Here is a 26,727-nt window from a genome sequence, read left to right on the forward strand (position 1 = left end):
CGTTCATAGGGCATAACTCATGACGACAGCATCTTCGCGCTCGGTGCCGGGGCCGGGGCCGGGGTAGTAACGTTTGCGCTCACCGACGCGCTGAAAGCCGTATTTTTCATATACTTGGCGTGCGCGCAGGTTACTGATGCGCACTTCCAGCCACAGCCACTGCGCGCCGCGTCCGCGGGCCCACAGTGCCAGCGCGTCCAGCAGCATCGGTGCCCAGCCTTGTTGCTGACACTCGGGTGCCACAGTGAGGTTGAGTAGGTGGGCTTCGTCCACGCCCGGCATGGCAACAAAGTAGCCAATCAGTTGTTCGCCGCCGAGCAGCAACTCTATCTGGTAGCCGCTGGCCAGTGAGTCGGTGAAATTGCCACGCGACCAGGGGTGTGAATAGGCGCACTGCTCTACGGCCAACAGCAAGTCCATGCGCTCGAGCGTGAACAGCTCCAGCCGCGCCTCGGGAGCGCTGGCGTACTGGCCGAGGCGGGCGGCGGCGTTCATGGCTGGGTGCTGACCAAGGCCGCCGCTGCCAGTTGCGCGGCGCGTTCGTCGGCCCGCTCCTGGGTGGTTTTGGCCACCTTGTTGCGGATGTAGCGCGGCAGTGCTTGCGCCGCAGCCAAGGCGCCGCCAGCGGCCAGCAGTGCCGGTGCCAGACGCAGCAGGGCGTTGGCGTCGGGCAGCGCCCGCAGGTGCGTGGCGTGCGGTGCCAGGCGCTCGCCATAGGCGGCTTGGGCATTGCCAGCGATGCTCCAGCCGGGCGCCACCACCAACGCCTCGGGCGCGCACAGGCCAAAGTCGCCGTCACTGCTTTCACCTTCTTCGCCGCTGCCACTGCCGTGCCAGACGCCGTCCTGCCACTGGTAGCGGGCCCAATACACCTCGTTCATGCGCGCATCCAGCACGGCGACGACCTCTGTGCAGCCATATTGCTGGCGCGCGGCCTCGGCCACGGCGGCCAGGGTGTCGATCGGCAACACCGGCACGCCGCGTCCGCCCCCGGCGCCAAAAGCCAGCCCCTGCGCCACGGCGCAGGCGGTGCGCAGCCCGGTGAACGAGCCGGGGCCGCGGCCAAAGGCGATGGCATCCAGGTCACCCAGCGCCAAACCGGCCTCGGCCAGCAGCTGGCGGATGGCGGGCAGCAAGGTGGTGGACGCCTGCGCGCCACCGGGGCCCGTGTGCTGCCACCGCGCAGCACCGCGCGCCACGGCAATGGACAGGGTGTCGGTACTGGTGTCAAAGGCAAGCAGGTTCATGGCGCACAAATATTGGAGGCAAGCCGGCAATTATCGGCGCCCCTACACTCGCCGCCATGTCTTTGTCCCTTGCCTTTTTTTCTCTGCTGTTCCTGCGCCGTGCAGTCTCTGTGGGGCTTTGCGCTGTCACTGTGGCCACTGGCGCGCAGGCCGCTGCCCCTTTGCCCATAACCGCGCTGCCGCCCCCGGTCGAGGCGGCTTTGGCCCGTGCCAAGGTGCCGCGCGAGGCCGTGTCCGTGCTGGTGCTGCCGGCCCAGGGCGGTGGCGCGCCACGTCTGGCCTGGCGGGCGCAGGAGCCGATGAACCCGGCCTCGGTGATGAAGCTGGTCACCACCTTTGCCGGCCTCGAGCTGCTCGGGCCGGCCTATGTCTGGCAGACGCCGGTGTATATCGAGGGCACGGTGCAGGGCGGCACCTTGCGCGGCAATGTCTACCTGCGCGGCCAAGGCGATCCAAAGTTGGTGCTGGAGCGCCTGTGGCTGCTGCTGCGCCGTCTGCAGGGCCGGGGCATCCAGGCCATCCACGGCGACATCGTGCTCGACCGCTCGGCCTTTATCGTCACCGGCCACGATGCGGCGCAGTTCGATGGGGAGCCGCTGCGCCCCTACAACGCTGCGCCGGACGCGCTGCTGTTGAATTTTCAATCGGTGGTAATGGGCTGGGTGCCGGATGTGGCTGCCGGTGTGGCGCGCGTGCAGTGGGACCCGCCGCTGGCCGGGGTGCAATTGCCGGCCAGCGTGCCCCTGGCGCCTGCGGGTACCGCCTGCGGTGATTGGCACGCTGGTTTGCGTGCCGAATTGACCGATGCGGCGCGTTTCAGCTTCGCTGGCAGCTACCCGGCCAGCTGCGGCGAGCGCCAGTGGGCGGTCGCTTACGCCGACCCCGGCGCTTATGCCGCGCGCGCCGTCGCCGGTATGTGGCGTGACATGGGCGGCACGTTGACTGGCACGGTGCGCAACGGCACCGTGCCCTCAGGATTGCAGCCGGCCTTCATTGCCAGCTCGGCGGCGCTGGCCGAGGTGGTCCGCGATATCAATAAGTACAGCAACAACGTCATGGTGCAACAGCTGTTTCTGACGCTCAGTTGGCAGCAAAGCGGAGTGGGCAGCATGGATGGCTCGCGGGCTGTGCTGCAGCAATGGTGGCGCAAGCGCTTTGGCGACGCCGACCTGCCGGTGGTCGATAACGGCGCCGGTCTGAGCCGCGCAGCGCGCATCAGCGCCCAAGCCCTGGGGCGCATGTTGCAGGCCGCCTGGGCCGCGCCGGTGATGCCTGAACTGATGGCCTCCCTGCCGGTGGTGGGCGTGGATGGCACCCTGCGCCGCAGCCAAAGCCGCGCCGCCGGTCGTGCCCACCTCAAGAGCGGCAGCCTGCGCGACGTGGCCGCCGTGGCCGGCTATGTGCATGGCGCCGATGGCCAGCGCTACGTGCTGGTGGCCCTGGTCAACCACGCCAACGCTCTGGCCGCGCGCCCGGCGCTGGACGCGCTGATCGACTGGACGGCGCGCCTACCCTGAACTGATGCCATTTTCTAGCGATAGCGTGAGTTACTGTGCAAAAACAACAGTCATGGCGTCTGTCTGTTTTATTTATCCCGGGGCAGGGCTTTCCCGCATGACGGAAAAAGTGGGCGAATTTATGATTTCCGTATAAATCGCACGGCCGTGCTTTTTTGAACCCAACGGAGATAATCTTGATTCCTCATCCCCAAGCTTCCTGGACGGCACTCTTTGCCGCCTGCATGTTGGTGGCCTGTGGCGGCGGTGGTGCCGACACGACTCCTCTCACCAATATCACCGCAGTCAAAGTCGTGGGGGACAGCCTGTCTGACAGTGGCACCTTTGGCTACAAATTTTCGGTGCAGGGAGCAGTGTCCACCGGTGTGGATTCCACCCCGTTGTGGGTGGAGCGTGTAGCGACCAGCTATGGTCAGACGCTGTGCCCGCACTACGCCTCGTCCGATAAAGTGAATTTTGCTAGCCAGGCGGGTTGCACCAACTATGCCGTGGGCGGCGGGCGCATCAATAACTTCACCGCCCCCACCTCACCGGTGTCGATCACGCAGCAGCTCAAGGATGCGGGTGCTGCCGGTTATGGCGCCTCCGACTTGCTGCTGGTGGACGGTGGCTCCAACGACGCCGCTGACCTGATCGGCGCCTACCTCAAGGCGGCCAGCGATGGTGGGGTGGCCTACAAGACCGTGCTGGGCACGGTGCTGGACGCTGCGACCCTGCAGGCCTTGCTGACTTCCGGCCCGAACGGTGCTGCCCAAGCCGGTGGTGCGTACATGAAGGCGCTGGCAGTGCAGTTTGCCGCCACCCTCAAAGCCAACGCCTTGGACAAGGGCGCCACGCACGTAGCCATCCTGAACGTACCGGACATCCTGGGAACACCGAGGTTCAAGATGGTGCTGGGCTCCCTCACGGCAGCCAAGGGCGCTACAGCCAGTGCCCAGGCTGCGGCGTTGTTTGACACCTGGGTGCAGGCTTTCAATGCCCAGCTGGCCGCCAGTTTTGCCGGTGACAACCGTGTGGTGATTGCAGATTTCAATGACTCGACCAAGGATCAGGCGCGGTTCCCGGCCCAGTACGAACTGACCAACATCACCACCCCGGTCTGCCCTGCCACCGGCCGTGGCGGTGATGGTCTGCCGACGTACACCTTCTCTACTTGCATGGGGGCTGCGCTGTCGGCCATGCCGCCGGCCGATGCCGCCGGCAACCCCGACTGGTGGAAGCACTACGCCTATGCCGACAGCTTCCATCCCACGCCCTATGTGCACCAGCTGATGGGGCAATTGGTTTCGCGCTCGTTGTCCCAGGCCGGCTGGCTGTAAGCCCGCCGCTGTCCTTTTTTCCAGGAACTTTCATGCACCATTTTTCCAAGCTCAGCCTGACCGCTGCGGCCCTGTTGTTGGGCGCCAGCGCCAGTGCGCAGGTGGCAGGCACCTTCAGTGTGCGCGTCGGCGCGACGCACATTGCGCCCCAGGTGACCAGCGGCAATCTGTCCACCCCCAGCTTCCCGGGCACGACGGTGGACGTGGGCTCGGCCAGCGCTCTGACGGGTGGACTGAATTACATGCTGACCGACCACTGGGCGGTTGACCTGCCGATCGGCCTGCCGTTCAAGCACGACTTCTCTGGTGACGGTGCCATTGCCGGGGTTGGCAAGCTGGGCCAGACCAAGGTCGTGCCAGCCACGCTGTTTGCGCAGTACCGCTTTGGTGAAGCCAACGCCAAGTTCCGCCCGTATCTGGGTTTGGGTGTCACTTACAGCAAATTCTTCAAGAACCGCTCCACCGCAGCACTGACGGCAGTGAGCGGCGGCACGCCAGCGAACCCGACCACGGCGTCGATTGACAACAAGTGGGGCATGACGCCGCAAGTGGGCTTTGTCTGGAGCATCAACGAGCGCTGGTTTGTCGATGCCGCCTATTACAAGAGCTTCTTGAAGACCACCACGCATCTTTCCAGCGGCCAGAGCATCAATATCAAATTGAACCCGAACGTGTTTGCCGTGGGGATTGGCTACCGCTTCTGAAGTTTGCTGCTGGCATAAAAAACCGACTCTTGGGTCGGTTTTTTTGTGGGGTATGTGCAGCGCTTACCAGCGGGCGTGCAAACGGTCGTAGGCGTAGGTGCCAAACAGGCGCTGTGCTGCGGGCGTGAAGTACACCGTGTCGGCAAACACATATTTGGTGCTGTCGGCCCCCGGCAGCAGCGTGCTGGCCGTGCACAACGCGGAGTTGACCTGGGCGGCGCCAATGCCGATGCCCGGGCCGGTATCGACCGAGGTGCAGACCGCCGTGGTGGCGTTGTCAAAGGCGTAGCTGCTGTGTGATGCGGTCAGCAGGTTGAAGTAATACGCTGCGTCCACATACAGCACCTTGGCACCCTGGTCGACGATGCTGACCAGCAAGGCTGCATTGAATTTGCTGCTGGCCTGGGTCAGCAGGCCGCCATCTGTCTGGCCGATGGCCGTGGCCCAGGGTGAGCGGCCCAGGTTGTAGGTGCCCGCCACCACCACGTACTTGGCGCCGGCCGCCGTGGTGCGGATGACTTGCGCACCCAGATCGCGTCCGGCCTGCTGTGCATTGAGCAGCATTTGTTCAGGCGTTTGCGTACCGGCGGTGACGGCGGCCATTTGCGCCACGATATCGGCCGCGCCGGCGCCGATCAGCACCACGTCCGTTTCTTTGAAATTGCCGGTGGCCAGGAATTTATCAATCTGCTCGGTCACCGTGGGCGTGCTGGCGTTGCCGGCTGCGTCCGGATGGGCCGTGACGCGTGCATTGCCTTGGGCGTAGCTGGTGCCGCCGGCAGATGCCGGGGTCAACGCGAGGCCATAGGTGGTGGCCAGCTGCAGTGTCCAGTTGTTCACTGAGCCGTCGTTGACGGTGTAGCGCGCGCCGCCGACTTGGCCAATATCGCTGAAGCCGTCGCCAAAAGAGATCAGGCGCTGGGGCTTGAGGGCCGATTCGATGGTGCTGGAACCGCACCCCGCCAGCAGCAGCGCCGCCGATACACCTGCCGCCGCCAGGACACTGCGACGCAACCAATTAACTGCCATTGTTTCTTCTCCAGAATGTGGAGGGGTAGTTTAACGAGCGGCGGCTGGCGCTGCCGGGAGTTTCACGCGCTGGCCGCTGCCGCGCGCTGCAACCGGTCGCGCACCCCTTCCCAGTCGGGGGTGCCCGGTGGCATTTCAATCCAGATGTCGCGTGCGCCTTGGTCGTCAAAACGGCGCAGCATGGCAAACAGTTCTGCCGCGGTGGCGTTGGCGTCGTCCGGCATGGTGTGCAGCGCCACCTGTGCTGCGCGGCTGTGCAGCGGCGTGCGGGCGTAGACCGCCAGCGTGGGCGCAGCGGTCGCGCTGGCGTCCAGTGCATCCAGCGCTGCTTGCAGCGTGGCGGCGTCCATCAGGCGCACCGGGGCGCTCGGTGCATAGTGGGCCAAAAGTGTGCCTGGAGCACGTGGAGTATGCGCTGACAGCTCTTCTTTTGAGAGCAATCGCAGGCCGCAGGCGGCTTCGATTTGCGCGCGGGTGATGGCGCCGGGGCGCAGCAACACCGGTACGCCACGCGTGCAGTCCACGATGGTCGATTCGATGCCAACGCGGCAAGCGCCGCCGTCCAGCACCAGCAGTGCGGCGCCAAATTCAGACTGCACATGCGCCGCCGTGGTCGGGCTGACGCGGCCAAAGCGATTGGCGCTGGGTGCGGCCACGCCCCACACCGGTGGACCGCCCAGCGCGGCGCTGTCGCCATCGGCAGCGCAGGCGCGCAGCACGGCGTGCGCCACCGGGTGCGCCGGGCAGCGCAGGCCGACGCTGTCCTGGCCGCCGGTGGCGGCGCGGGCGACACCGGCACGGCGCGGCAGGATCAAGGTCAGCGGGCCCGGCCAAAAGGCATCCACCAGTGCTTGGGCAAAAACTGGCACGGCGCTGGCAAAGTGCGCAATGCCACTGGCGTCGGCCACATGCACGATCAACGGGTGATCGCTGGGCCGGCCCTTGGCGGCAAAAATCTGCGCCACGGCGCGGTCGCTGCTGGCGTCGGCCGCCAGGCCATAGACGGTTTCGGTCGGCAACCCCAGCAGCGCGCCGCCGCGCAGGGCGTGCGCAGCGGCGGCAATAGCAGCGGACAGGTGGCCGTCCAAAATCATCGGGCGGCTTTCAAAATGCCGGCAGGCCGAGCAGTTGTGCGGCTTGCAGCGCGGTCGCGCGGGCGGCTTCGGGCGTGGCGGCGGTGAGGTTCAAGTGGCCCATCTTGCGGCCGCGCTTGGCCTCTTGCTTGCCGTACAGGTGCAGGTGTGCACCGGGCAGCGCCAGCACCGCGTCCCACGGCGGTGTCTGCACGCTGTCGCCGTCGCCGTGTGCAAACCACAAATCACCCAGCAGATTCAGCATCACGGCAGCGCTGTGCTGGCGCGGTTGCACCAGCGGCAGCCCGGTCAGGGTGCGCACTTGCAGCTCAAATTGCGAAATGTCACAGGCGTTGTGGCTGTAGTGGCCGCTGTTGTGCGGGCGTGGGGCGATTTCGTTCACTACCAGTGTGCCGTCTTGCAACACAAAGAATTCGACGCACAGCACGCCGACATAGTTCAGCTCGTGTGCTATTGATTTAGCAGCTAATACCGCTTGCTGCGCAAGCGCTACAGGCAGATTGGACGTATAAACCTCGGTCACCGCCAAAATGCCGTCGTGGTGCAGGTTGCGCTGCACCGGCAGGTGGACGATGTGGCCATCGCGACCGCGCGCCACGATGACTGAGCATTCCAGCGCCAGCGGCAGCATTTTCTCCAGCACGCAGGGCACGTGGCCGACGCTGTCCCAGCCGGCGGCCAGTTCAGCCGCGCTGTTGACGCGCACCTGGCCTTTGCCGTCGTAGCCCATGCGCGCGGTTTTCAGGATGCCCGGCAGCAACTCCGCCGGCACTGCCGCCAACTGCGCTGCAGTTTCAATCACCGCATACGGCGCGCAGGCCACGCCGCAGCGCACAAAGTGGGCCTTTTCTTGTGCCCGGTCTTGTGCAATAGCGACGGCACTGGCGGCGGGCGCCACCGGGCGCAGCGCGGCCAGCGTCGCCAGCGTGGCGGCGGGGACATTCTCAAATTCGGTAGTGATGGCATCGCTGACCCGCGCCAGCTCCGCCAGTCCGGCGGCGTTGTCGTAGCCGCTCTGGATGTAGTGGTGGCTGATGCGTCCGGCCGGGCTGTGTGGGTCCGGGTCGAGCACGGCGGTGAAGTAGCCCATGGCCTGTGCGGCGTGGGCAAACATGCGCCCCAACTGGCCGCCCCCGAGCACGCCCAGCGTCGCGCCGGGCAGCAAAGGCAAGGCTGCAGCAGGTGCCGTCATGGCGCGACCGGAGGCAAAGTCATGTTGCGCGCGATCTCGGTTTGCGCGCTGCGAAAAGCGTTCAGGCGCTGGCGCAGTTCTGGGTTTTCATTGGCCAGCAGCGCCACGGCAAACAGCGCGGCATTGGCGGCGCCGGCGGTGCCGATGGCAAACGTGGCGACCGGAATCCCTTTGGGCATCTGCACGATGCTGTGCAGCGAATCCACCCCTTGCAGATGCCGGCTGGCAACGGGCACGCCCAGCACCGGCACCGGGGTCTTGGCGGCAATCATGCCGGGCAGGTGGGCTGCGCCGCCCGCGCCAGCAATGATGGCCTTGAGACCGCGCGCGGCAGCGGCTTCGGCATAGGCAAACATGTCGTCCGGCATGCGGTGGGCCGATACCACCCGCGCCTCGTGGGTGATGCCAAAGTGCTGGAGAATCTCGACTGCGTGCTGCATGGTGTCCCAGTCGCTGCTGGAGCCCATGACCACACCGATCTGGATGGGTGTCATAGTGGTGGAGCGGCGTGCCATGTTGGCCGCCAAAATGTGAACCCCTGATTTTACTTTTTTGGCCCATCCCCTTTTCGCTGTCGGAGGACCTGAACCCATGATTGACATCACCGTAGAAAATTTTGAAGCCGAGGTGGTTGCCGCCTCCATGGAAATCCCCGTGCTGGTAGATTTTTGGGCGCCTTGGTGTGGCCCGTGCAAATCGCTCGGCCCGGTGCTGGAAAAGCTGGAAACCGAATACGCCGGGCGCTTCACGCTGGCCAAGGTCGATTCCGACCAGGAGCAGCAACTGGCCGGCATGTTCGGCGTGCGCAGCATCCCCACCTGTGTGCTGATGGTGGGCGGCCAGCCGGTTGATGGCTTCACCGGCGCGCAGACCGAAGGCCAAGTGCGCGTCTTTCTCGACAAGCATGTGCCCGCCGCCGAGGTCGTGCCGGAAGAAGTACCGAAAGACGATGCCCAGGCGGCGCTGGCGGCCGGTGACGTCGATACAGCGCTGGAAAAGCTGCAGCACGCCGTCGTCACCGACCCGGCCAACGACGATGCCCGTTTTGACTACGTCAAGCTGTTGCTGCAACTGCAGCGCGAGGACGACGCCAAGGTGGCCTTTGCGCCGGTGATTGCCAAGTCTGGTTTGTCGCGCAAGCTGGGCGCCCTGAAAAGCTGGATGGATGCTCTTGATTTTGTAGCTATCAGCGCAAGCGGAGAGGGTGCTTTAGGCCAATTTGATGCCAAAATTGCTGCCAACAAGCGCGATTTTGATGCCCGTTTTGGCCGTGCCCGCTGGCTGATGGCGCAGCAGCGCTGGCAGGACGCCATGGATGAGCTGCTTGACATCCTGATGCGTGACAAGAGCTGGAATGACGAGGCCGCGCGCAAGACCTTCGTTGCCATCCTAGAGTTGATCCAGCCGCCCGCCGCGAAGGTGGCCGATGGCCAGATCCCGCCAGAAGACCCGCTGGTGGTTACTTACCGTCGGCGCTTGTCCAGCGTTGTTTTGAGCTGAAGCGCACCTGTGCCCATCCATGAAAAAGGCCCGAAAGGGCTTTTGATTTTTGGGGCATGGGCAGCGCCAGTTGCAAGTCGCTTTAGCGTCTGTGTGCGCTCGTGCTTGAGTCACTGCTGATGCCTTGTAAGCCTATCCCCGCTCGCGCGGGGCAACCGAGAGTTTCCCAGGCGTGCACCGTGTCGGCGGGGGCCTATCCCCGCTCGCGCGGGGCAACCTTAATTAACCCGGGCAGTGCTTGGTAGCCGTGGCTGTCCGCTGCGGTGTAACCCGGTAGCGCGCGCACGACGACCGGCGGGGCTGTCTGCCACGTGCGTTGCACGAAATCCAGTACCCGCTCATATAGCTGTGTGGCCGCGACGCGGGTGGGCAGGGCGAAATACAGACCATCCACTTGGCCCGCGCGCCACAAGTGCAAAAAGCGCCACAGCGCCGCTTCGGTCTTGCCGCTGCCGGTTTCAGCTTCCAGCACCACCACCGGCCCCAGCTGTGTGTCGGCCATGGCGGCCTGCATGGGGCGCGGTGTCGGCACGCCAAAGGCTTGGGCAAAGTCGGCATGGGTATATTGCTGGCGCGTGGTGGCATCGACCACTTCTAAACCGATAGCGCATAGCGCTTGCTGCGCAAGGGCTGGAGCCGTTTTTGACCGAATTTCTCCCGGCTGGGTGTAAGGAAAGAACCCCGGGCGGGTGTCTGAACCCAACCAGTCGGCCAATTGCACCAGACCGGCAAACAGGTGGCTGAAGGCGGCGGTGTCGGGCAGCTCGGGCGCGTCGTGGGCAAAGGCTTGGGGGTATTGCGCCTGTATTTCTGTGCCCATGGCGGCGACGGCCAGCGCGGGGTCGTAGAGCACTTGGCCTGCGCTCTCGATGGTTTTCCAGAGGGCTGCGCTGCCTTCGCCTTGCACTGGGCGGCCATGGTGGCTGATGCTGGCGTGCAGCAAATTCAGCCAAGCATCGCCCCAAGCGTCCATGGCTTGCACCGGCAGCTGCGTCACGATGCGCTGGGGCCAATGCAGGCCGTTTTGAGCGTCTTCAAACAGACCCCAGCCTTGCGGGCCGTGGCCGCAATGCGGGGTAAACCAACCGTTAGGGCGTTGACTTTGAACGCGCCAGTATTTGCCCTGAAAGCCCGAATTAGCCTTGCCGATATCGTGCAAAAAGGTCAGCGCTGCCAAGCGTGCGCAGTCGGTGTCGGTCAGGTTCCGACCCGCTGCCTGTTGCAGGGAGCGCTGCACGGCAGGCAGGTGCAGCAAGCGAGACATGACGGCGGCAACGTCCGTCATGTGGTCTATCAGGCTGTGGGTGGTGGTGGCTCCATCGCCGCGATGAAGTTTTCCCCAAGGGAAAATCGATTTCTGATGGTCGGGTGCATCGTTCATTCCCCCATTGAACAGCAGAGCAATGCAGGGGAGGGGCCGATTGCGTCAACCTCAACGCAATACGGTGCTGACTTTTAACGTGGTATCAGGTCGTCAGTCGCTCCAGCGCTTCGCGGTACTTGGCGGCGGTGTTCTCGATCACCGACTGCGGCAAGCGCGGCGAGGGCGCGGTTTTATTCCACGGCTTGCCGTTGACTTGGGCTTGCTCTAGCCAGTCGCGCACAAATTGCTTGTCGTAGCTGGGCGGGTTTTCGCCGGCGGCTAGCGCGGCGGCGTAGCCCTCGACCGGCCAGTAGCGCGAGCTGTCGGGGGTCAGCACTTCGTCCATCAGCACCAGCGTGCCATCGGGCGCCAAGCCAAATTCAAACTTGGTGTCGGCAATGATCATGCCCTTGGTCAGGGCGATGGCGGCGGCTTCTTGGTAGATGGCGATGCTCAGGTCACGGATGCGCGTGGCCAAGTCGAGGCCGATCATTTCGACCGTGCGCTCGAAGGTGATGTTTTCGTCGTGCTCGCCGGCCTCGGCCTTGGCGGCAGGGGTGTAGATCGGCGTCGGCAGTTGCGCGGCATTGGTCAGGCCGGCGGGTAAAGCCACGCCGCAGACGGCTTGCGACTCCTGGTATTCCTTCCAGCCACTGCCGGCCAGGTAGCCACGCACCACGGCTTCGACCGGAATCGGTTTCAGGCGCTGCACCAGCATCGAACGCCCGCGCACCTGCGCTGCTTCCTCGGCGCTGACCACGCTTTCGGGGTCTTGTCCGGTGAGATGGTTGGGGCAGATGTGGCCCAGCTTGTCGAACCAGAACAGTGCCATTTGCGTCAGTAACACGCCCTTGCCGGGAATGGGCTCGCCCATGATGACGTCAAAGGCCGAGAGTCGGTCACTGGCCACCATCAGGATGCGGTCGTCGCCCACGGCGTAGTTGTCGCGCACCTTGCCACGCGCCAGCAGCGTCAGCGAAGTCAGGGTGGAGGTGTGCAGGGCAGAAGGACTGGGTTGTGTCATGGCGGAAAAAGTCGTTGCAATCGAAGCGCATGGCGCCGGAAGGTGGCTGGCCCTGGGCCGGCATTGGCGGCCTGTGGTCGCGGAGTATTTTAAGCGGGCAGGGCGACCTGTAGTCAGCCATTGCCATGCCTTGCCTTGCCTTGCCAAAGATCCGCCTTTGAGCATGTGTCGAATTTTGTCGTGCAGCCGATTCAGCGCCACATAACCCGCAGCGTGACAGCGGTATCACGTTGCTTTTCAGAAACGGCGGGGGCATAGTGGCTTGGCGTTACCAAATGCATCCGCCGTTGCGACACAGAGAAACGTGTCAAAGCGCCAGATGCGCGCCACGCCGCTTTTTATGGGGCGGCTTTTCTTTCACTGTGAGCCATCGGAGATTTGTTCATGAATTTGACAATCAGCGGTCACCATCTTGACGTGACGCCGGCACTGCGCACTTATGTCACCGACAAGCTGGATCGGGTCACCCGCCACTTTGATCAACTGGTCGATATCAAAGTGTTGTTGACGGTCGAGAAACTAAAAGAGAAAGAAAAACGCCAACGTGCCGAATGCAGCATCCGCGTCAAAGGCAGCGATCTGTTTGCCGAATGCGCCAACGAAGACCTGTACGCTGCTGTCGATGGTCTGGTGGACAAGATCGATCGCCAAGTGGTGCGCCACAAAGACCGCTTGCAAGACCACCACTTTGACGCCCGCCGGCGTGAGTTGGCCTGATACTGCGAAGCTTGAGCGGCGTTGTTGCCCTCTTTTGGAACGTGAACACGTTCGTCACAGGCCGCCTTGTCGGGCGGCTTTTTTTGTGCTCTTGAGCGACCCTTTCGGCTGTCGCCAAGCGGTGCATAATCCGTCCCTATTGCCATGAACCGTCTTGCCTCTATCCTGCCCGTCACGCAAGTGCTTGTGAGCGTTGATGCCACCAGCAAAAAGCGTGCTTTTGAAGAAGCTGGCCTGCTGTTTGAGGGCCTGCGGGGCTTGTCCCGTGCACTGGTCACCGACAGCCTGTTTGCGCGTGAACGTCTCGGTTCTACCGGGCTGGGCCATGGCGTGGCCATTCCGCACGGTCGCATCAAGGGGCTCAAGGCGCCCATGGCGGCAGTGTTCCAACTCGAACATCCGATTGGCTTTGATGCGCCCGACGAGCAACCCGTGGTGCTGCTGATTTTTCTTCTGGTGCCGGAAGCAGCGACGCAAAAGCACCTGGAAATTCTCTCTGAAATCGCTGAGTTGCTCAGCGACAGCGCACTGCGCGAGAGGATCAAGGCCTGCACCAACGCCGACGAACTGCACGCCATGATCGCTGGCTGGCAGTCTACGCAGACGGTGTAAAAACTCCGCTGTGGCTGCGCCGTGAAACCCAACGTTGTCAGTGCCGATGTCCTGTTTGAGGAATTTCGTCTCTCCCTGCGCTGGGAATGGCTGGCCGGTCTGGGCGCTTCAGAGCGCCGTTTTGATGAAGTCGCCGTGCGCTCGGCGCGGTCGGGCGCTGACCTTGTCGGTCACCTGAATTACATCCACCCTTACCGGGTGCAAATTCTCGGCGAACGCGAAATCGCTTACCTCACCACCGATACGCCCGAGGACTGCCAGCGGCGCATTGCACGCATTGTCACGCTGGAACCCCCGGTGTTGATTTTGGCCGAAGGCCAGGTGGCACCCGAAGCGCTGTTGTCGATGTGCGAGCGCGCCGAGATCCCGATGTTTGCCACCAAAGAGTCGTCGGCTTTTGTCATCGACGTGCTGCGTGCCTACCTGTCCAAGCACTTTGCCGACCGTATCACCATGCACGGTGTGTTCATGGATATTCTGGGTCTGGGGGTGTTGATCACCGGCGAGTCCGGTCTGGGTAAGAGTGAACTGGGGCTGGAGCTGATTTCCCGTGGCCAGGGGTTGGTGGCTGACGATGCGGTTGATCTGTACCGCATCAACCAGACCACCATCGAGGGCAAATGCCCCGACCTGCTGCAAAACCTGCTCGAAGTGCGCGGTATCGGCCTGCTGGATATCCGCGCCATCTTTGGTGAAACCGCCGTGCGCCGCAAGATGCGCCTCAAACTCATCGTCCATCTGGTGCGCAAGGAAACCATGGAAAACGAGTATGAGCGCCTGCCCTATGAGCCCTTGGTGCAGGACGTGCTCGGCGTGCCAGTGCTCAAGGCCGTGATCCAGGTGGTGGCCGGGCGCAATATTGCCGTGCTGGTCGAAGCGGCTGTGCGCAACACCGTCTTGCAGTTGCGCGGCATCGATACCTACCAGGAATTTGTCGAGCGCCACCGCCGTGCCATGGAGCGCGACGTTTAACAGCGTTCAGACGTTCAGACGTTCAGGGGTTCAGCGTGGCTGCCCTGCCGCGCAGTGCGACTGCTTATTTGCTGCGCCGCGCTGCGCACACGGCACATTGACCATACAGCGCCATGGAATGATCCTGCACCATCCAGCCCTTGGCCTTGGCAATGATTTGCTGGCGTTTTTCTATTTCAGGATCAAAAAACTCTTCCACCTTGCCGCACGTGGTGCAAACAAAATGGTCGTGGTGCTGACCTTCATCGAGTTCATAAATCGCCTTGCCGCTTTCAAAATTGCTGCGGATCAACAGGCCGGCCTGTTCAAACTGGGTCAGCACGCGGTATACGGTGGCCAAGCCGATGTCCGAGCGCTCCTCCATCAGCACGCGAAACACGTCTTCTGCCGTCATGTGGCGTACTGAACTGGTCTGAAAAATTTCCAGAATTTTCAAGCGCGGCAGTGTCGCCTTGAGTCCGGTGCTTTTGAGTTCGTCGATGTTCTTCATGCCAAGGCTCTTTTCATACGGCTATCGGGGTGGCAGTGGCTCCTGAGCCTGCCGCTACAATGATCCGATCATAGCCCTCCGTCTTTTTCCATGCCCACTCAAGCCCATCGCTGCACCCGTCTGGGACTGATCCTGTTGATTGGCGCCACGGTGGCGGCCTGCAGCAGTTTTGACAATGCCACCCAGCGCCTCGCCGGGGTGGTCACACCGTACAAGATTGACATCGTGCAAGGCAACTTTGTCTCGCGTGAACAGGTCGAGGCGCTGCAGCCCGGCATGGGACGCCAGCAGGTGCGCGAGATTCTGGGCACGCCGCTGGTGACCAGCCTGTTCCATAGCGACCGCTGGGAATATGTCTTTACCCTCAAGCGCCCGAACGTGGAGATCCAGACGCGCAAGCTGACGGTGTTTTTCAAGGGAGACACCTTCGAGCGCGCCGAGGGCGATGAAATGCCGTCCGAGAGCGAATTCGTCGCCACGTTGGGCAAGAATAAGGCTACCGGGGCCGTGCCCGTACTCGAAGCCACCGAAGCGCAATTGGCCCGTTTTCCAGCGCGTGCACCGGCGCCGCCAGCCCCCGCTGCACTGGCACCGGCGCGCACCAGCTACCCGCCGCTTGAATAATGGGGCGGCGCCCTGATCGCTGATTGCTTTCGCGCCGCTATCTCGCTATCCCCAAGGAACGACACATGACTGGGACTTCCACCCCCGCCACTTCTCCTGCGCCCTGGCGCGTAGCCATTGCTGGCGCTTCTGGCCGCATGGGCCGCATGTTGATCGAGGCCGTGCAGGCCAGCGATGACTGCGTGCTTGCCGGCGCTCTCGATATCGCCTCCAGCCCAGCGCTGGGAACCGACGCCAGCGCCTTTTTGGGCCACGCCAGCGGGGTGCTGATCACTGCTGACCTGCGCGCCGGTCTGCAAGGTGCCGACGTGCTGATCGACTTCACCCGCCCCGAGGGCACGCTGGCGCATTTGCAGGTGTGTGCTGAACTGGGCGTGAAAGCCGTCATTGGCACGACTGGTTTTAGCGACGCAGAAAAAGCCGAAATCGCCGCACTGGCGCAAAAAACCGCCATTGTCATGGCGCCGAACATGAGCGTTGGCGTCAACGTCACGCTCAAGTTGCTGGAGATGGCGGCCAAGGCGCTGTCCACCGGCTACGACATCGAAATCATCGAAGCGCACCACCGCCACAAGGTTGATGCACCGTCGGGCACGGCGCTGAAAATGGGCGAAGTGATTGCTGATGCGCTCGGGCGTGACCTGAAAGACTGCGCCGTCTACGAGCGCTACGGCGTGACGGGCGAGCGCGATCCGTCCAGCATCGGCTTTGCCACCATCCGTGGTGGCGACATCGTCGGTGACCACACGGTGCTGTTTGCCGGCACCGGCGAGCGCATCGAGATCACCCACAAATCTTCCAGCCGCGCCACCTACGCCCAGGGCAGCCTGCGCGCGGTGCGCTTCCTCGGCACGCAAACCACCGGCCTGTTCGACATGTTCGACGTGCTCGGCCTGCACTGACCGGCCGGCACCATGGACCCGCTGCACTGGCTGCGCCAAGGCGATGCCGTGACGCAGGCGGCGGCGCTGCTGCTCCTAGCGATGTCGGTGGCCAGTTGGGTGGTGATGTTGTGGAAGCTGCGCCTGGTGCAGCGCGCGCGCCGCGATGTGCCGCGCGCTACCGCCGCTTTTTGGCAGGCGCCTGACTGGGGCGCCGCGCAGCAGCAAGTCGCCGCCTTTGACCGTGAAGCGCTGGTGCTGCCTTTGGTGTCTACTGCAAAAATAATAGCTACAACCGCAGTCCCTACAAGCGCTACAGCCAGTTTAGCTACTCAAGCCAGTCTGGGTCAGCAGCTCACCCGTGTGCTGCGCAACGCCCTGCATGAAGTGTTAGGGCGATTGCAGTTTGGCCAGGTGCTGCTGGCCACCGTCGGCTCGACCGCACCGTTTGTTGGTCTGCTGGGCACTGTCTGGGGCATCTACCACGCGCTCACGGCCATGGCCAGCGCCGGACAGATTAGCATCGACAAAATCGCCGGCCCGGTGGGCGAGGCGTTGATCATGACCGCTGCGGGTTTGGCCGTCGCTCTGCCCGCCGTGCTGGCCTACAACGTCTTTGGTCGCCAGATTGGCCAAGTTGAGGCCGACCTGGAAGGCTTTGCCCACGACCTGCGCGCACTGGTACTCGACAGCGCTGGCGCTGGCAGTGCCGCTGTCGCCACCACCGACTGACCCGCCATGGCCTTTGGTCGTTTAGAGCGCACCACCGCCGCTGCGCCGATGAGCGATATCAACATCACGCCGCTGGTCGATGTGATGCTGGTGCTGGTGGTGATCTTCATCTTGACCGCGCCGCTGTTGGCCAGCTCCATCCGCTTGGAATTGCCGCGCATCGAGGGCGCCGTGCCGGGTGCCGGGCAGCAGGCCGTCACCGTGGTGGTGGACAAGCTCGGGCAGGCATTTATCCACGACGAGCCGCTGGCGCAGGCCGCCTTGGCACAGCGCTTTATCGCCATTGCCGCCGAGCACCCGGATACCGAAGTGCAATTGCGCGCCGATGCCGCTGTGCCGTATGGCCGGGTGGTGGCCATCATGGGCGCGGCGCACCAGGCCGGGCTGACGCGCATCGGCTTTGTTGCCGAGCCGGTGGCTGCAGTGGCTGCGGTTGCGCCCTGACACCGGGCCGCTGGGTGCCAACGCCTAAAATCGCCGCAGCGCAGCGCAGCGGTTTGCGGCTGCCTCTCTCCATTAGCAGTAAGTTCCGGGTTCCCATGCAAGACAAATACCAACACCTCGAGGTCGAGCGCGCCGCGCAAGCCCATTGGACCGCGCACGACGCCTACCGCGTCACCGAAGACGGCGACAAGCCCAAGTTTTACGCCTGCTCGATGCTGCCCTACCCCAGCGGCAAGCTGCACATGGGCCACGTGCGCAACTACACCATCAACGACATGCTCACGCGCCAGCTGCGCATGAAGGGCTTCAACGTATTGATGCCGATGGGCTGGGACGCTTTCGGTCTGCCGGCAGAAAACGCTGCTATGAAGAACCACGTGCCACCGGCGCAGTGGACCTACGACAACATCGCTTACATGAAGCAGCAGATGCAGGCGATGGGCTTGGCGGTGGACTGGTCGCGCGAAATCGCTACCTGCGACCCGACTTATTACAAGTGGAACCAGTGGCTATTTTTGAAGATGCTGGAAAAAGGTATTGCCTACCGCAAAACCCAAACCGTCAACTGGGACCCGGTCGATATGACGGTGCTGGCCAACGAGCAAGTGATTGACGGCAAGGGCTGGCGCACCGGTGCCACGGTCGAAAAGCGCGAAATCCCCGGCTACTACTTAAAAATCACCGACTACGCTGAAGAATTACTCGGCAACGTCGCCGGCGACAAAATGCCCGGCTGGCCCGAGCGCGTCAAGCTGATGCAGGAGAACTGGATTGGCAAGTCCGAAGGCGTGCGCTTTGCCTTCCCGCACCGCATTGCCGGTGCCGATGGCGCGCTGATTGGCGACGGCAAGATGTACGTTTTCACCACCCGCGCTGACACGCTGATGGGCGTGACCTTCTGCGCTGTCGCCCCTGAGCACCCGCTGGCCGCCCACGCCGCGCGCAGCAACCCCCAACTGGCGGCGTTCATTGCCGAATGCCAACACGGCGGCAGCACCGAGGCCGAGCTGGCGACGCAAGAAAAGAAAGGCATGGCCGCCGGCCTGAGCGTGCAGCACCCGATCACTGGCGAGGACGTCGCTGTCTGGGTTGGCAACTACGTGCTGATGGGTTACGGCGACGGCGCGGTGATGGGCGTGCCAGCGCACGACGAGCGCGACTTTGCTTTTGCGCTGAAGTACGGCCTGGAAATCAAACCGGTGGTGCTGGTCGATGGCGAAACCTTCGACTTCACCCAGTGGCAAGACTGGTACGCCGATAAACAGCGTGGTGTCAGCGTCAACTCGGACAACTTCAGCGGCCTGTCGCACCAAGACGCCGTGAACGCCGTGGCGCACGCGCTGCAGCAAAAAGGCTTGGGCGAGAAGAAAACCACCTGGCGTCTGCGCGACTGGGGCGTAAGCCGCCAGCGCTACTGGGGCACGCCGATTCCCATCATCCACTGCGACGAACACGGCGCGGTGCCGGTGCCCGAAAAAGACCTGCCGGTGGTACTGCCGACCGACTGCGTACCCGACGGCTCAGGCAACCCGCTGCACAAGCACGAAGGCTTCCACGCCGGCGTGACCTGCCCGATCTGCGGCAAAGCGGCGCGGCGCGAAACCGACACCATGGACACCTTTGTCGATAGCTCGTGGTACTTCATGCGCTATTGCGACCCAAAAAACAGCCAAGCGATGGTGGCCGAGGGCGCGGATTACTGGATGCCCATGGACCAGTACATCGGCGGCATCGAGCACGCCATCTTGCACCTGCTGTACGCACGCTTTTGGACCAAAGTGATGCGCGATATGGGCTTGGTCAAGGTCGATGAGCCTTTCACCAAGTTGCTGACGCAGGGCATGGTGCTGAACCATATTTATTCACGCCGCACCGAAAAAGGCGGCAAAGAGTATTTCTGGCCGCACGATGTCGAGCATGTGTTGGACGACGCCGGCAAAGTCACCGGCGCGCGCCTGATCAATGCCGTGGGTGATTTACCGGTCGGCACCGCCATCGACTACGAAGGCGTGGGCACCATGTCCAAGTCGAAAAACAACGGCGTCGATCCGCAAGACCTGATTGAAAAATACGGTGCCGACACCGCCCGTCTCTACACCATGTTCACCGCGCCGCCCGAGGCAACGCTGGAGTGGAACGATGCAGCGGTCGAAGGCAGCTACCGGTTCTTGCGCCGCGTCTGGAACTTTGGCGTCAAGCTGTCTGCTATGGATAGCGTAGCTGCTAGCGCAAATGTTTCGGGGGCTCAAGCCCTAAAAGACGTTGAATTTGGCAAAGAAGCCAAAGCGCTGCGCTTTGAAATCCACAGCGTGCTCAAGCAGGTCGATTACGACTACCAGCGGATGCAATACAACACCGTGGTCTCGGGGGCGATGAAGATGATCAACGCGCTGGAAGACTTCAAGGCCCACGACAGCGCCGGCGCGCAGGTCGCGCTGATTGAAGGCTTTGGCATCTTGCTGCGCTGCCTGTACCCGGCCACGCCGCATCTGACGCACAGCCTGTGGAACGACTTGGGCTACGCCGCGCATTTGGGCGATGTGCTGGACGCGCCCTGGCCGCAGGTCGATCTGCAAGCGCTCAAGCAAGACGAAATCGAGCTGATGCTGCAGGTCAACGGCAAGTTGCGCGGTTCCATTCTTGTCAGCGCCGATGCCGACAAAGCGACCATCGAGCGCATTGCGCTGGCCAGCGAGGCCTTTATCAAGCAGGCGGCGGGTGCCGCGCCGAAAAAAGTGGTCATCGTGCCGGGTCGCCTCGTCAACGTGGTGGTCTGAGCATGGCACGCGCCACTGCCTTGATCCCCACCCCAGCATGTCTGTCGGACGGTGGACTGCGCCGGCGCACCCTGCTGGCTTGGCTGCCGCTGCCGCTGGCCTTGAGCGCCTTGTCAGGCTGCGGTTTTCGGCTACGCGGGGTGCCCGAATTTGCTTTTCGCTCGCTCTACATCGCCGCGCCGCCGGCCTCGCCGCTGGCGCGCGAGTTGCGCCGCACGCTGGAAGGCGCGGGCGGCCAACTGGTGTTGTTGTCCGAACCTGCCCAGTTGCCCCAGGCAGAAGCTATTTTTGATCTGTTGTCCGAGCAGCATGAGCGCAGCGTCGTCGGCCTGACCGCCTCTGGCCAGGTGCGCGAACTGCAACTGCGCCTGCGCATCAAATTCAAGCTGCGCACCCCGGCTGGCGCCGAGCTGATCCCCGAAACCGAACTGCTGCAACAGCGCGACATCAGCTACAGCGAAACCATTGCGCTGGCCAAAGAGGCGGAAGAAGCGCTGCTGTACCGCAATATGCAGACCGACCTGGTGCAGCAACTGTTGCGCCGGCTGGCCGCGGTACGCCCCTAGTGGCGGGCACCGCGTCGGCTGCTTTTGCTATCAAAAAAATAGCTATCAGCGCTTTATGCTAAAGCGCTAGAGGCTATTTTTACCCTTATTTTTGAGTGCCATGCAACTTGCCCTGAATCAGTTGGCTGCGCACCTGCACCAAGGTTTGCGCCCGCTCTACACCCTGCATGGCGACGAGCCGTTGTTGCAGCAGGAGGCGGCGGACGCCATCCGCAGCGCCGCGCGTGCCCAGGGTTACACCGAACGCAGCAGCTTTACCGTCGCCGGCGCGCATTTCGACTGGGGCGCGGTGCGCGCCGCTGGCGGTGCGCAAAGCCTGTTTGCCGACAAGCAGATACTGGAAATTCGCGTGCCTTCGGGCAAGCCGGGCAAGGACGGCAGCGCAGCGCTGCAGCAACTGGCGCAGGCGGCCGTCGGCAACGACAGCACGCTGACGCTGGTGCTGTTGCCGCGTCTGGACAAAACCACCAAGACGGGGGCGTGGTTTGGCGCCCTCGACGGCCACGGTGTCAGTGTGCAGATTGACCCGGTCGAGCGTGCCCAGCTGCCCGCATGGATCGCCCAGCGCCTGGCCGCTCAGGGCCAGCGCGTCGTCGCGGGCGAAGAGGGACAGCGCACATTAGCCTTTTTTGCCGACCGCGTCGAAGGCAATTTGCTGGCGGCGCACCAGGAGATTCAAAAGCTGGCGTTGTTACACCCGCCGGGCGAATTGGGGTGGGCACAGATCGAAGCCGCCGTGCTGAATGTGGCGCGTTATGACGTGTTCAAGCTGTCTGAAGCGGTGCTGGCCGGGCAGGTCGTGCGCGTGCAGCGGATGCTGGATGGCCTGCAGGCCGAGGGCGAAGCCGCTGTGCTGGTGCATTGGGCGCTGGCCGAAGACATCCGCGCCTTAAAGCGGGTGAAAGATGCCATGAATGCTGGTCGCCCGCTGCCCATGGCCCTGCGCGAGAACCGCATCTGGGGGCACAAGGAGCGCCAATACGAGCGCCTGCTGCCACACGCCGAAGACGCCGCCCTGGCCCGCCTGCTGCAATCGGCGCATCTGGTGGATGGCATCGTCAAAGGACTGAAAGTGCCTGCCTGGCCGCAAGAGCCGTGGCAGGCGCTACAGCGACTGGCGCTGCAGCTGTGTGCCGTGGCGGCAGGCCCGGCTGGTGCCGGGGCAGGCACGGCGCGCCCAGCCTGCTGAGGGCGGCAGCTCAATCGTCGTCGTCATCCTCGGCGTCGCCATCGAGCACGAAGGTCAGCTGCATGTTGACGCGGTAAGCGGTGATGCGGCCGCTCTCGATCGTCACCTTCTGCTCCTTGATCCACGCTCCGCGCACGTTGTCCACGCTTTTGCAGGCGCGCTGGATACCCTGGTCGATGGCATCCTCAAAACTAGTTGCGCTACGGGCGCTGATTTCAATGACTTTGGCAACACTCATGGGGAACTCCCTTTCAAAAGAGACAGTGGAGCCTGCAGCGTAGGCGCTGGGACGAGGCTCGGCTGTCGGACAAACGCCCCTCTGGTTTTTGGGTGTTTTTGCGGCCACGGTTTCGGCGCAGTCGCAACCGCAGCCTCAACCCGGCGCAGGCCAGACATCTGCGGCAAAATCGCCCGATGAATGCCCTCGACATCACCACCTACACCCACACCCTCGGTTTGCAAGCAAAAACGGCTGCAGCGCTTATGGCAAAAGCGCCAGCAGCTATTAAAAATAAAGCATTGAAGGCTTTGGCGCGGTTGCTGCGTGAGCACACCGCTGCGCTGCAAGTGGACAACTCGCGCGATTTAGCCAGCGCCCGCGCCGCTGGCTTGGCCGAGCCGCTGGTCGATCGGTTGAAACTCACGCCCGAGGTGCTGGAAACCTGCGCCCAGGGCTGCGAGCAATTGGCGGCGATGCCCGACATCATTGGCGAAGTGCTGGGTATGAAGCAGCAGCCCAGCGGCATCCGCGTCGGCCAGATGCGCGTGCCGATTGGCGTGTTCGGCATGATTTTTGAAAGCCGCCCCAACGTCACCATCGAAGCTGCCAGCCTGAGCATCAAGAGCGGTAACGCCTGCATCTTGCGTGGTGGCTCGGAGGCGATCGAGTCGAACAAGGCGCTGGCGCAACTGGTGCAACAGGCGCTGGCTGAAGCTGGCCTGCCCGAGGCTGCAGTGCAGCTGGTGCAGACCACCGACCGCGCTGTGGTCGATCAGTTGATCGCCATGCCGCAGTTTGTCGATGTGATCATTCCGCGCGGCGGCAAGGGCCTGATCGAGCGCATCAGCGCCGGGGCCAAGGTGCCGGTGATCAAGCACCTGGATGGCAATTGCCACACCTACGTCGATGACCCGTGCGACATCGCCATGGCGGTGGCGGTGGCCGACAACGCCAAGACCAGCAAATACAGCCCGTGCAACGCCAGCGAGAGCCTGTTGGTGGCAGAGGGCGTGGCCGCAGAATTTTTGCCGTTGATTGGCGCGGTGTTTGCCAAAAAAGGGGTGGAAATGCGCGTTTGTGAAGCCAGCCGTGCGCTACTAGCTCCAGTTTCAGGAGCGAAGCTGGTGGCGGCGACCGAGGAAGATTGGGCGCAGGAGTATTTGGCGCCGATCATCAGCATCAAAGTGGTGGCGGGTGTCGATGAGGCCATTGCGCACATCAACCACTATTCCAGCCACCACACCGACGCCATCCTGACGCGCGACCATATGCACGGCCAGCGCTTTGTGCGCGAGGTCGATTCGGCCAGTGTGATGATCAACACCAGCACCCGTTTTGCCGATGGCTTTGAGTACGGCCTGGGCGCCGAAATTGGCATCAGCACCGACAAATTCCATGCCCGGGGCCCGGTCGGCATTGAGGGCCTGACCTCGCTGAAATGGCTGGTGCTGGGCGAAGGCGAGGTGCGTGTTTAAGCGCACCGCAGCATGAAAATCATCATCCTGGGCGCCGGCCGTGTCGGTCAAAGCGTGGCCGAAAGCCTGGTGTCCGAGCGCAACGACATCACCGTCATCGACACCGATGCAGAGCGTCTGCGCGAACTGGAGGGCCAGTTGGATCTGCGCGGCGTCGTCGGCAATGGCATTGACCCGGCGGTGCTGGCCGAGGCCGGTGCCAAAGACACCGACCTGCTGATCGCCTGCGCTGCGCAGGACGAAACCAATCTGGTGTGCTGCAAGGTGGCGCAGTTGCTGTTTGGCATTCCGGCGCGCATTGCGCGGGTGCGTTCGTCGGGCTTTGATGCCAGCGGGCCGCTGGCCGGGCCGGAGGGCTTTGCTGTCAGCATCATTTGCCCCGAGGCCTCGCTGACGCGCTACATCACCAAGCTGATCGACTATCCCGAAGCGATGCAGGTGCGTGAATTTGCCGGGGGCCGCGCCTGTCTGGTGGCGACGCGCGCGTGCCTTGGCGCGCCGATGGTCGGTCAAACCATTGCCCAGGTGCGCGAGGCTACGCCCGATGTCGCCATGCGCCTGGTGGCCATTTACCGCCGCTTTGCCGACGAGCCGGACCGCTTTGTGCCGTGCAGCGGCGGCACGCGCATTGAGCCGGGCGACGAAGTGTTTGTGCTGGCCGCGCGCGAGCACCTGCCGTTCGTGCTGGCGTCCCTGCACCGGCACGAGGGCCAGCCCCAGCGCCCGGTGCGTCGCATCATGATCGCTGGCGGCGGCGATGTCGGTCTGCGTCTGGCACACCAACTCGGGCGTGAGCCGGGGCGCTTTCATGTCAAGGTGGTTGAGAGCGACCCGGCGCGCTGCATTGTGCTGGCCTCGGCGCTGCCCTCCAACGTGCTGGTGCTGCAGGGCGATGCCACCGATGAACGCTTGCTGGAGAGCGAGAGCATCGAAGAGGTTGACTTGTTTTTGGCACTGACCGACGACGATGAAAACAACATCATGTCCAGCCTGCTGGCCAAGCGCATGGGCGCCAGCCGGGTGCTGGCGCTGATCCACCGGCGCAGCTACGCCGACCTGATGCACGGCACGCAGATTGACATTGCGCTCTCGCCGGCGCAGGCAATGCTGGGTGAGCTGCTGGCGCATGTGCGCCGCGGCGACGTGCAGGCGGTGCACAGCTTGCGCCGCGGTGTGGCTGAGGCGCTGGAGATCGTGGCGCGCGGTGACCGCAAAAGCTCGCGCGTGGTCGGGCGCAAGGTGAGCGATCTGCGCCTGCCCGAGAACGTGCACATGGGCCTGATCGTGCGCGGCCTGCCCGAAACCGGCGCCGCCGCTGTGGCCGCGACGTCCGATGCGTCCGCGCAGTTGCCACCGCTGCCGCCGCCGTCACCGCCCGAGGTCATCATTCCGCACAGTTACACCGTGATCGAGAGCAATGACCACGTGGTGTTTTTCTTGCCCAACAAGCGCTTGGTCAGTGATGTAGAAAAGCTCTTTCGCGTCAGCGCGACGTTTTTTTAAGCGGGCGCTGCGCTCTGCCTCTTTGGATTTTTTCCGATGACCGATGTGTTTTCCGTTCTGCGCGTGCTGGGCATGTTGATCATGCTGTTCGCTATGGCTATGGGGGTGCCGCTGGCGGTGTCTTGGTATACGCAAGATGGCGTTTGGCAGGTGTATCCCCTCTCGATGGGGATCACGCTGCTGATCGGATTGGGCTTGTTGCTGGCGATGCGCCGCTACAAGCGCGAGCTGCAGCCGCGCCACGGCGTGATGCTGGTGTCGTTGGTGTGGGCGCTGCTGCCGTTGTTTGCCGCTGTGCCGCTGATGCTGGCTTGCCAGCAGGTGGGTCGGCCGATGTCGTTCACTTATGCCTATTTCGAGGCCGTTTCCGGCCTGACCACCACCGGCTCGACCGTGCTATCGAGTCTGGACACGCTGCCGGTGTCGGTGAATGTCTGGCGCACCTTTTTGCAGTGGATTGGCGGCATGGGGATTTTGGTTTTAGCAGTTGCTGTGTTGCCGCTGTTGGGTGTGGGCGGTTCGCAATTATTCAAGGCTGAAGCGGCTGGCCCAATCAAAGATACCAAGCTGACGCCGCGCATGACTGAAACGGCCAAAGGGCTGTGGGGCGTGTATGCGCTGTTTTCTATTGTTTGCGCGCTGGCCTATTGGGTTGCCGGTATGGAGCCACTGGATGCGCTGATGCATATGTTTTCTACCGTCAGCTTGGGTGGTTTATCGTCGCACGATGCCAGTTTTGGCTTCTTTCAGTCTCCGTTGCTGGAGGGGGTGGCGCTGTTTTTCATGCTGCTGGCCAGTTGCAACTTTGCACTGTATTTTGTTGCACTGCGCAAGGGCCACTGGGGCAGTTTTTGGCTCGATTCAGAAATGCGTGCCACCTTCGTCACGCTGGTTGGTGGTGGTTTGGTGGTGGCTCTGCTGCTATGGGGCAAGGGCGTGTATGGCCCGCTGGACGCACTGCGCCATGGCATGTTCCATGTGGTGTCGATAGCCAGTACTACCGGCTACGCCACAGTGGATTATCTGGCCTGGCCGGTGTTTGCGCCGGTTTTCATGCTGATGCTCTCGGGCGTGGCCACCAGCGCCGGTTCGACCGGCGGCGGCATCAAGATGATGCGCATGTTGGTGCTGGTCAAGCAGGCGCGGCGCGAGTTGACGCGCCTGGTGCACCCGAATGCCGTGCAGCCGGTGCGCCTGGGCGGCGCGGTGGTCGAGAGCCGCATGATTTTCTCGGTCATGGCCTTCATGCTGGTGTATGGCGGCACCATCATCGTGCTCAGCATGGCGTTGCTGCTGACCGATCTGGATCCGCTGACGGCCTTCAGTGCCGTCATCGCCAGCGTCAACTGCACCGGGCCGGGCCTGGGCAGCATCGGTCCGGCCTCGAACTACACGGTGCTGACAGATTTTCAGATCTGGGTGTGCACGCTGGCCATGTTGCTGGGTCGGCTGGAGATATTGAGCTTCGTGGCATTGCTGACGCCAGCGTTCTGGCGCCGCTGAGACCCTGGGGCAACTCCCTACAATGGCCGGCAA

Annotated in this window: 27 protein-coding genes; 17 read left to right on the forward strand and 10 right to left on the reverse strand. The window is 63.3% G+C overall.

What is annotated here, in order from left to right; all coding sequences use genetic code 11:
- Positions 1 to 3 precede the first annotated feature (3 nt).
- Both rimI and tsaB read right to left on the reverse strand, forming a co-directional pair.
- Positions 4 to 495: a ribosomal protein S18-alanine N-acetyltransferase gene (rimI, locus tag Q390_RS0113495; protein WP_027996534.1), complete on the reverse strand. Its 492-nt coding sequence runs from the start codon at positions 493 to 495 to the stop codon at positions 4 to 6.
- Positions 492 to 1,247 (reverse strand): tRNA (adenosine(37)-N6)-threonylcarbamoyltransferase complex dimerization subunit type 1 TsaB, encoded by a 756-nt coding sequence (gene tsaB, locus Q390_RS0113500; RefSeq protein WP_027996535.1) that lies wholly within the window; start codon positions 1,245 to 1,247, stop codon positions 492 to 494. The genes rimI and tsaB overlap by 4 nt, the downstream gene beginning before the upstream one ends.
- A gap of 56 nt (positions 1,248 to 1,303) precedes the next feature.
- Between tsaB and dacB the strand changes: the two genes are divergently transcribed.
- The 3 genes from dacB to Q390_RS0113515 all read left to right on the forward strand — a co-directional run bounded on the left by dacB (position 1,304) and on the right by Q390_RS0113515 (position 4,787).
- Entirely contained in the window at positions 1,304 to 2,764 is a 1,461-nt protein-coding gene (gene dacB, locus Q390_RS0113505) for a D-alanyl-D-alanine carboxypeptidase/D-alanyl-D-alanine endopeptidase (protein ID WP_051603254.1), read from the forward strand.
- A 224-nt stretch (positions 2,765 to 2,988) separates the two neighbouring features.
- The gene (locus Q390_RS0113510; RefSeq protein ID WP_051603255.1) at positions 2,989 to 4,083 is read left to right on the forward strand and encodes an SGNH/GDSL hydrolase family protein; all 1,095 of its coding nucleotides are present in this window, start codon (positions 2,989 to 2,991) and stop codon (positions 4,081 to 4,083) included.
- 32 nt (positions 4,084 to 4,115) lie between these two features.
- Complete coding sequence (locus Q390_RS0113515; RefSeq protein WP_027996538.1) at positions 4,116 to 4,787, forward strand: OmpW/AlkL family protein; 672 nt, start codon at positions 4,116 to 4,118, stop codon at positions 4,785 to 4,787.
- Positions 4,788 to 4,850: 63 nt separating this feature from the next.
- Here the strand turns inward: Q390_RS0113515 and Q390_RS0113520 are convergent, their stop codons facing one another.
- The 4 genes from Q390_RS0113520 to purE form a co-directional block, all read right to left on the reverse strand.
- A complete protein-coding gene (locus Q390_RS0113520) occupies positions 4,851 to 5,816 on the reverse strand; it encodes an SGNH/GDSL hydrolase family protein (RefSeq protein ID WP_027996539.1) in 966 nt (321 codons plus the stop codon).
- Positions 5,817 to 5,878: 62 nt separating this feature from the next.
- On the reverse strand, positions 5,879 to 6,910 hold the full coding sequence (locus Q390_RS0113525; protein ID WP_027996540.1) for an L-threonylcarbamoyladenylate synthase: 1,032 nt from the start codon (positions 6,908 to 6,910) through the stop codon (positions 5,879 to 5,881).
- A 10-nt stretch (positions 6,911 to 6,920) separates the two neighbouring features.
- Positions 6,921 to 8,102 carry a 5-(carboxyamino)imidazole ribonucleotide synthase gene (locus tag Q390_RS0113530; protein ID WP_027996541.1) on the reverse strand — a complete coding sequence of 394 codons (1,182 nt, stop codon included), beginning with the start codon at positions 8,100 to 8,102 and terminating at the stop codon, positions 6,921 to 6,923.
- Complete coding sequence (gene purE, locus Q390_RS0113535) at positions 8,099 to 8,596, reverse strand: 5-(carboxyamino)imidazole ribonucleotide mutase (RefSeq protein WP_027996542.1); 498 nt, start codon at positions 8,594 to 8,596, stop codon at positions 8,099 to 8,101. Before purE ends, Q390_RS0113530 begins: the two co-directional genes overlap by 4 nt.
- Before the next feature lie 97 nt (positions 8,597 to 8,693).
- On the opposite strand from purE, the gene Q390_RS0113540 reads away from it, so the two are divergent.
- Positions 8,694 to 9,602: a tetratricopeptide repeat protein gene (locus Q390_RS0113540; protein ID WP_027996543.1), complete on the forward strand. Its 909-nt coding sequence runs from the start codon at positions 8,694 to 8,696 to the stop codon at positions 9,600 to 9,602.
- Positions 9,603 to 9,795: 193 nt separating this feature from the next.
- Here Q390_RS0113540 and Q390_RS18570 read toward each other — a convergent pair whose 3' ends face one another.
- A complete protein-coding gene (locus Q390_RS18570; protein WP_051603256.1) occupies positions 9,796 to 10,983 on the reverse strand; it encodes a CRISPR-associated endonuclease Cas3'' in 1,188 nt (395 codons plus the stop codon).
- Between the two features lie 85 nt (positions 10,984 to 11,068).
- Positions 11,069 to 11,989, reverse strand: coding sequence for a phosphoribosylaminoimidazolesuccinocarboxamide synthase (locus tag Q390_RS0113550; protein ID WP_027996544.1), 921 nt, complete (start codon positions 11,987 to 11,989; stop codon positions 11,069 to 11,071).
- Between the two features lie 384 nt (positions 11,990 to 12,373).
- On the opposite strand from Q390_RS0113550, the gene hpf reads away from it, so the two are divergent.
- The 3 genes from hpf (at position 12,374) to hprK (ending at position 14,290) form a co-directional block, all read left to right on the forward strand.
- Positions 12,374 to 12,706: a ribosome hibernation-promoting factor, HPF/YfiA family gene (gene hpf, locus Q390_RS0113555; protein ID WP_027996545.1), complete on the forward strand. Its 333-nt coding sequence runs from the start codon at positions 12,374 to 12,376 to the stop codon at positions 12,704 to 12,706.
- 144 nt (positions 12,707 to 12,850) lie between these two features.
- Positions 12,851 to 13,318: a PTS sugar transporter subunit IIA gene (locus Q390_RS0113560; protein ID WP_027996546.1), complete on the forward strand. Its 468-nt coding sequence runs from the start codon at positions 12,851 to 12,853 to the stop codon at positions 13,316 to 13,318.
- Positions 13,319 to 13,339: 21 nt separating this feature from the next.
- Entirely contained in the window at positions 13,340 to 14,290 is a 951-nt protein-coding gene (gene hprK, locus Q390_RS0113565) for an HPr(Ser) kinase/phosphatase (protein WP_027996547.1), read from the forward strand.
- Positions 14,291 to 14,354: 64 nt separating this feature from the next.
- Here the strand turns inward: hprK and fur are convergent, their stop codons facing one another.
- Entirely contained in the window at positions 14,355 to 14,780 is a 426-nt protein-coding gene (fur, locus tag Q390_RS0113570) for a ferric iron uptake transcriptional regulator (protein WP_027996548.1), read from the reverse strand.
- 90 nt (positions 14,781 to 14,870) lie between these two features.
- Here fur and Q390_RS0113575 point away from each other — a divergent pair, with 90 nt between their 5' ends.
- The 7 genes from Q390_RS0113575 (at position 14,871) to holA (ending at position 21,993) form a co-directional block, all read left to right on the forward strand.
- On the forward strand, positions 14,871 to 15,404 hold the full coding sequence (locus Q390_RS0113575; protein WP_027996549.1) for an outer membrane protein assembly factor BamE: 534 nt from the start codon (positions 14,871 to 14,873) through the stop codon (positions 15,402 to 15,404).
- Positions 15,405 to 15,469: 65 nt separating this feature from the next.
- Positions 15,470 to 16,306, forward strand: coding sequence for a 4-hydroxy-tetrahydrodipicolinate reductase (dapB, locus tag Q390_RS0113580; protein WP_027996550.1), 837 nt, complete (start codon positions 15,470 to 15,472; stop codon positions 16,304 to 16,306).
- Positions 16,307 to 16,318: 12 nt separating this feature from the next.
- Positions 16,319 to 17,017 carry a MotA/TolQ/ExbB proton channel family protein gene (locus Q390_RS0113585; protein WP_027996551.1) on the forward strand — a complete coding sequence of 233 codons (699 nt, stop codon included), beginning with the start codon at positions 16,319 to 16,321 and terminating at the stop codon, positions 17,015 to 17,017.
- 6 nt (positions 17,018 to 17,023) lie between these two features.
- Positions 17,024 to 17,461, forward strand: a complete 438-nt coding sequence (locus Q390_RS0113590; protein ID WP_027996552.1) for an ExbD/TolR family protein — start codon at positions 17,024 to 17,026, stop codon at positions 17,459 to 17,461.
- Between the two features lie 95 nt (positions 17,462 to 17,556).
- Positions 17,557 to 20,238 carry a leucine--tRNA ligase gene (gene leuS / locus Q390_RS0113595; RefSeq protein WP_027996553.1) on the forward strand — a complete coding sequence of 894 codons (2,682 nt, stop codon included), beginning with the start codon at positions 17,557 to 17,559 and terminating at the stop codon, positions 20,236 to 20,238.
- Between the two features lie 56 nt (positions 20,239 to 20,294).
- Positions 20,295 to 20,804 carry an LPS-assembly lipoprotein LptE gene (locus tag Q390_RS0113600; RefSeq protein WP_027996554.1) on the forward strand — a complete coding sequence of 170 codons (510 nt, stop codon included), beginning with the start codon at positions 20,295 to 20,297 and terminating at the stop codon, positions 20,802 to 20,804.
- 100 nt (positions 20,805 to 20,904) lie between these two features.
- A complete protein-coding gene (gene holA, locus Q390_RS18575; RefSeq protein WP_051603257.1) occupies positions 20,905 to 21,993 on the forward strand; it encodes a DNA polymerase III subunit delta in 1,089 nt (362 codons plus the stop codon).
- A gap of 10 nt (positions 21,994 to 22,003) precedes the next feature.
- Here the strand turns inward: holA and Q390_RS0113610 are convergent, their stop codons facing one another.
- Positions 22,004 to 22,231, reverse strand: coding sequence for a dodecin family protein (locus tag Q390_RS0113610; RefSeq protein WP_027996555.1), 228 nt, complete (start codon positions 22,229 to 22,231; stop codon positions 22,004 to 22,006).
- A gap of 176 nt (positions 22,232 to 22,407) precedes the next feature.
- Between Q390_RS0113610 and Q390_RS0113615 the strand changes: the two genes are divergently transcribed.
- From Q390_RS0113615 to Q390_RS0113625, 3 genes are read left to right on the forward strand one after another with little or no spacing between them, the layout of a single operon-like run.
- Positions 22,408 to 23,688: a glutamate-5-semialdehyde dehydrogenase gene (locus tag Q390_RS0113615; RefSeq protein ID WP_027996556.1), complete on the forward strand. Its 1,281-nt coding sequence runs from the start codon at positions 22,408 to 22,410 to the stop codon at positions 23,686 to 23,688.
- Between the two features lie 12 nt (positions 23,689 to 23,700).
- Complete coding sequence (gene trkA, locus Q390_RS0113620; RefSeq protein ID WP_027996557.1) at positions 23,701 to 25,191, forward strand: Trk system potassium transporter TrkA; 1,491 nt, start codon at positions 23,701 to 23,703, stop codon at positions 25,189 to 25,191.
- A gap of 36 nt (positions 25,192 to 25,227) precedes the next feature.
- Positions 25,228 to 26,694, forward strand: coding sequence for a TrkH family potassium uptake protein (locus Q390_RS0113625; RefSeq protein WP_027996558.1), 1,467 nt, complete (start codon positions 25,228 to 25,230; stop codon positions 26,692 to 26,694).
- Positions 26,695 to 26,727: the final 33 nt, after the last annotated feature.

Source organism: Simplicispira psychrophila DSM 11588 (genome assembly GCF_000688255.1).
GTDB classification, from domain to species: Bacteria; Pseudomonadota; Gammaproteobacteria; order Burkholderiales; family Burkholderiaceae_C; genus Simplicispira; species Simplicispira psychrophila.

Excerpts from the sequence above, each read along its gene's own strand:
- rimI (WP_027996534.1), bottom strand. The coding sequence starts at position 495 with ATGAACGCCGCCGCCCGCCTCGGCCAGTACGCCAGCGCTCCCGAGGCG.
- tsaB (WP_027996535.1), bottom strand. The coding sequence starts at position 1,247 with ATGAACCTGCTTGCCTTTGACACCAGTACCGACACCCTGTCCATTGCC.
- dacB (WP_051603254.1), top strand. The coding sequence starts at position 1,304 with ATGTCTTTGTCCCTTGCCTTTTTTTCTCTGCTGTTCCTGCGCCGTGCA.
- Q390_RS0113510 (WP_051603255.1), top strand. The coding sequence starts at position 2,989 with ATGTTGGTGGCCTGTGGCGGCGGTGGTGCCGACACGACTCCTCTCACC.
- Q390_RS0113515 (WP_027996538.1), top strand. The coding sequence starts at position 4,116 with ATGCACCATTTTTCCAAGCTCAGCCTGACCGCTGCGGCCCTGTTGTTG.
- Q390_RS0113520 (WP_027996539.1), bottom strand. The coding sequence starts at position 5,816 with ATGGCAGTTAATTGGTTGCGTCGCAGTGTCCTGGCGGCGGCAGGTGTA.
- Q390_RS0113525 (WP_027996540.1), bottom strand. The coding sequence starts at position 6,910 with ATGATTTTGGACGGCCACCTGTCCGCTGCTATTGCCGCCGCTGCGCAC.
- Q390_RS0113530 (WP_027996541.1), bottom strand. The coding sequence starts at position 8,102 with ATGACGGCACCTGCTGCAGCCTTGCCTTTGCTGCCCGGCGCGACGCTG.
- purE (WP_027996542.1), bottom strand. The coding sequence starts at position 8,596 with ATGACACCCATCCAGATCGGTGTGGTCATGGGCTCCAGCAGCGACTGG.
- Q390_RS0113540 (WP_027996543.1), top strand. The coding sequence starts at position 8,694 with ATGATTGACATCACCGTAGAAAATTTTGAAGCCGAGGTGGTTGCCGCC.
- Q390_RS18570 (WP_051603256.1), bottom strand. The coding sequence starts at position 10,983 with ATGAACGATGCACCCGACCATCAGAAATCGATTTTCCCTTGGGGAAAA.
- Q390_RS0113550 (WP_027996544.1), bottom strand. The coding sequence starts at position 11,989 with ATGACACAACCCAGTCCTTCTGCCCTGCACACCTCCACCCTGACTTCG.
- hpf (WP_027996545.1), top strand. The coding sequence starts at position 12,374 with ATGAATTTGACAATCAGCGGTCACCATCTTGACGTGACGCCGGCACTG.
- Q390_RS0113560 (WP_027996546.1), top strand. The coding sequence starts at position 12,851 with ATGAACCGTCTTGCCTCTATCCTGCCCGTCACGCAAGTGCTTGTGAGC.
- fur (WP_027996548.1), bottom strand. The coding sequence starts at position 14,780 with ATGAAGAACATCGACGAACTCAAAAGCACCGGACTCAAGGCGACACTG.
- Q390_RS0113575 (WP_027996549.1), top strand. The coding sequence starts at position 14,871 with ATGCCCACTCAAGCCCATCGCTGCACCCGTCTGGGACTGATCCTGTTG.
- dapB (WP_027996550.1), top strand. The coding sequence starts at position 15,470 with ATGACTGGGACTTCCACCCCCGCCACTTCTCCTGCGCCCTGGCGCGTA.
- Q390_RS0113585 (WP_027996551.1), top strand. The coding sequence starts at position 16,319 with ATGGACCCGCTGCACTGGCTGCGCCAAGGCGATGCCGTGACGCAGGCG.
- Q390_RS0113590 (WP_027996552.1), top strand. The coding sequence starts at position 17,024 with ATGGCCTTTGGTCGTTTAGAGCGCACCACCGCCGCTGCGCCGATGAGC.
- leuS (WP_027996553.1), top strand. The coding sequence starts at position 17,557 with ATGCAAGACAAATACCAACACCTCGAGGTCGAGCGCGCCGCGCAAGCC.
- holA (WP_051603257.1), top strand. The coding sequence starts at position 20,905 with ATGCAACTTGCCCTGAATCAGTTGGCTGCGCACCTGCACCAAGGTTTG.
- Q390_RS0113610 (WP_027996555.1), bottom strand. The coding sequence starts at position 22,231 with ATGAGTGTTGCCAAAGTCATTGAAATCAGCGCCCGTAGCGCAACTAGT.
- Q390_RS0113615 (WP_027996556.1), top strand. The coding sequence starts at position 22,408 with ATGAATGCCCTCGACATCACCACCTACACCCACACCCTCGGTTTGCAA.
- trkA (WP_027996557.1), top strand. The coding sequence starts at position 23,701 with ATGAAAATCATCATCCTGGGCGCCGGCCGTGTCGGTCAAAGCGTGGCC.
- Q390_RS0113625 (WP_027996558.1), top strand. The coding sequence starts at position 25,228 with ATGACCGATGTGTTTTCCGTTCTGCGCGTGCTGGGCATGTTGATCATG.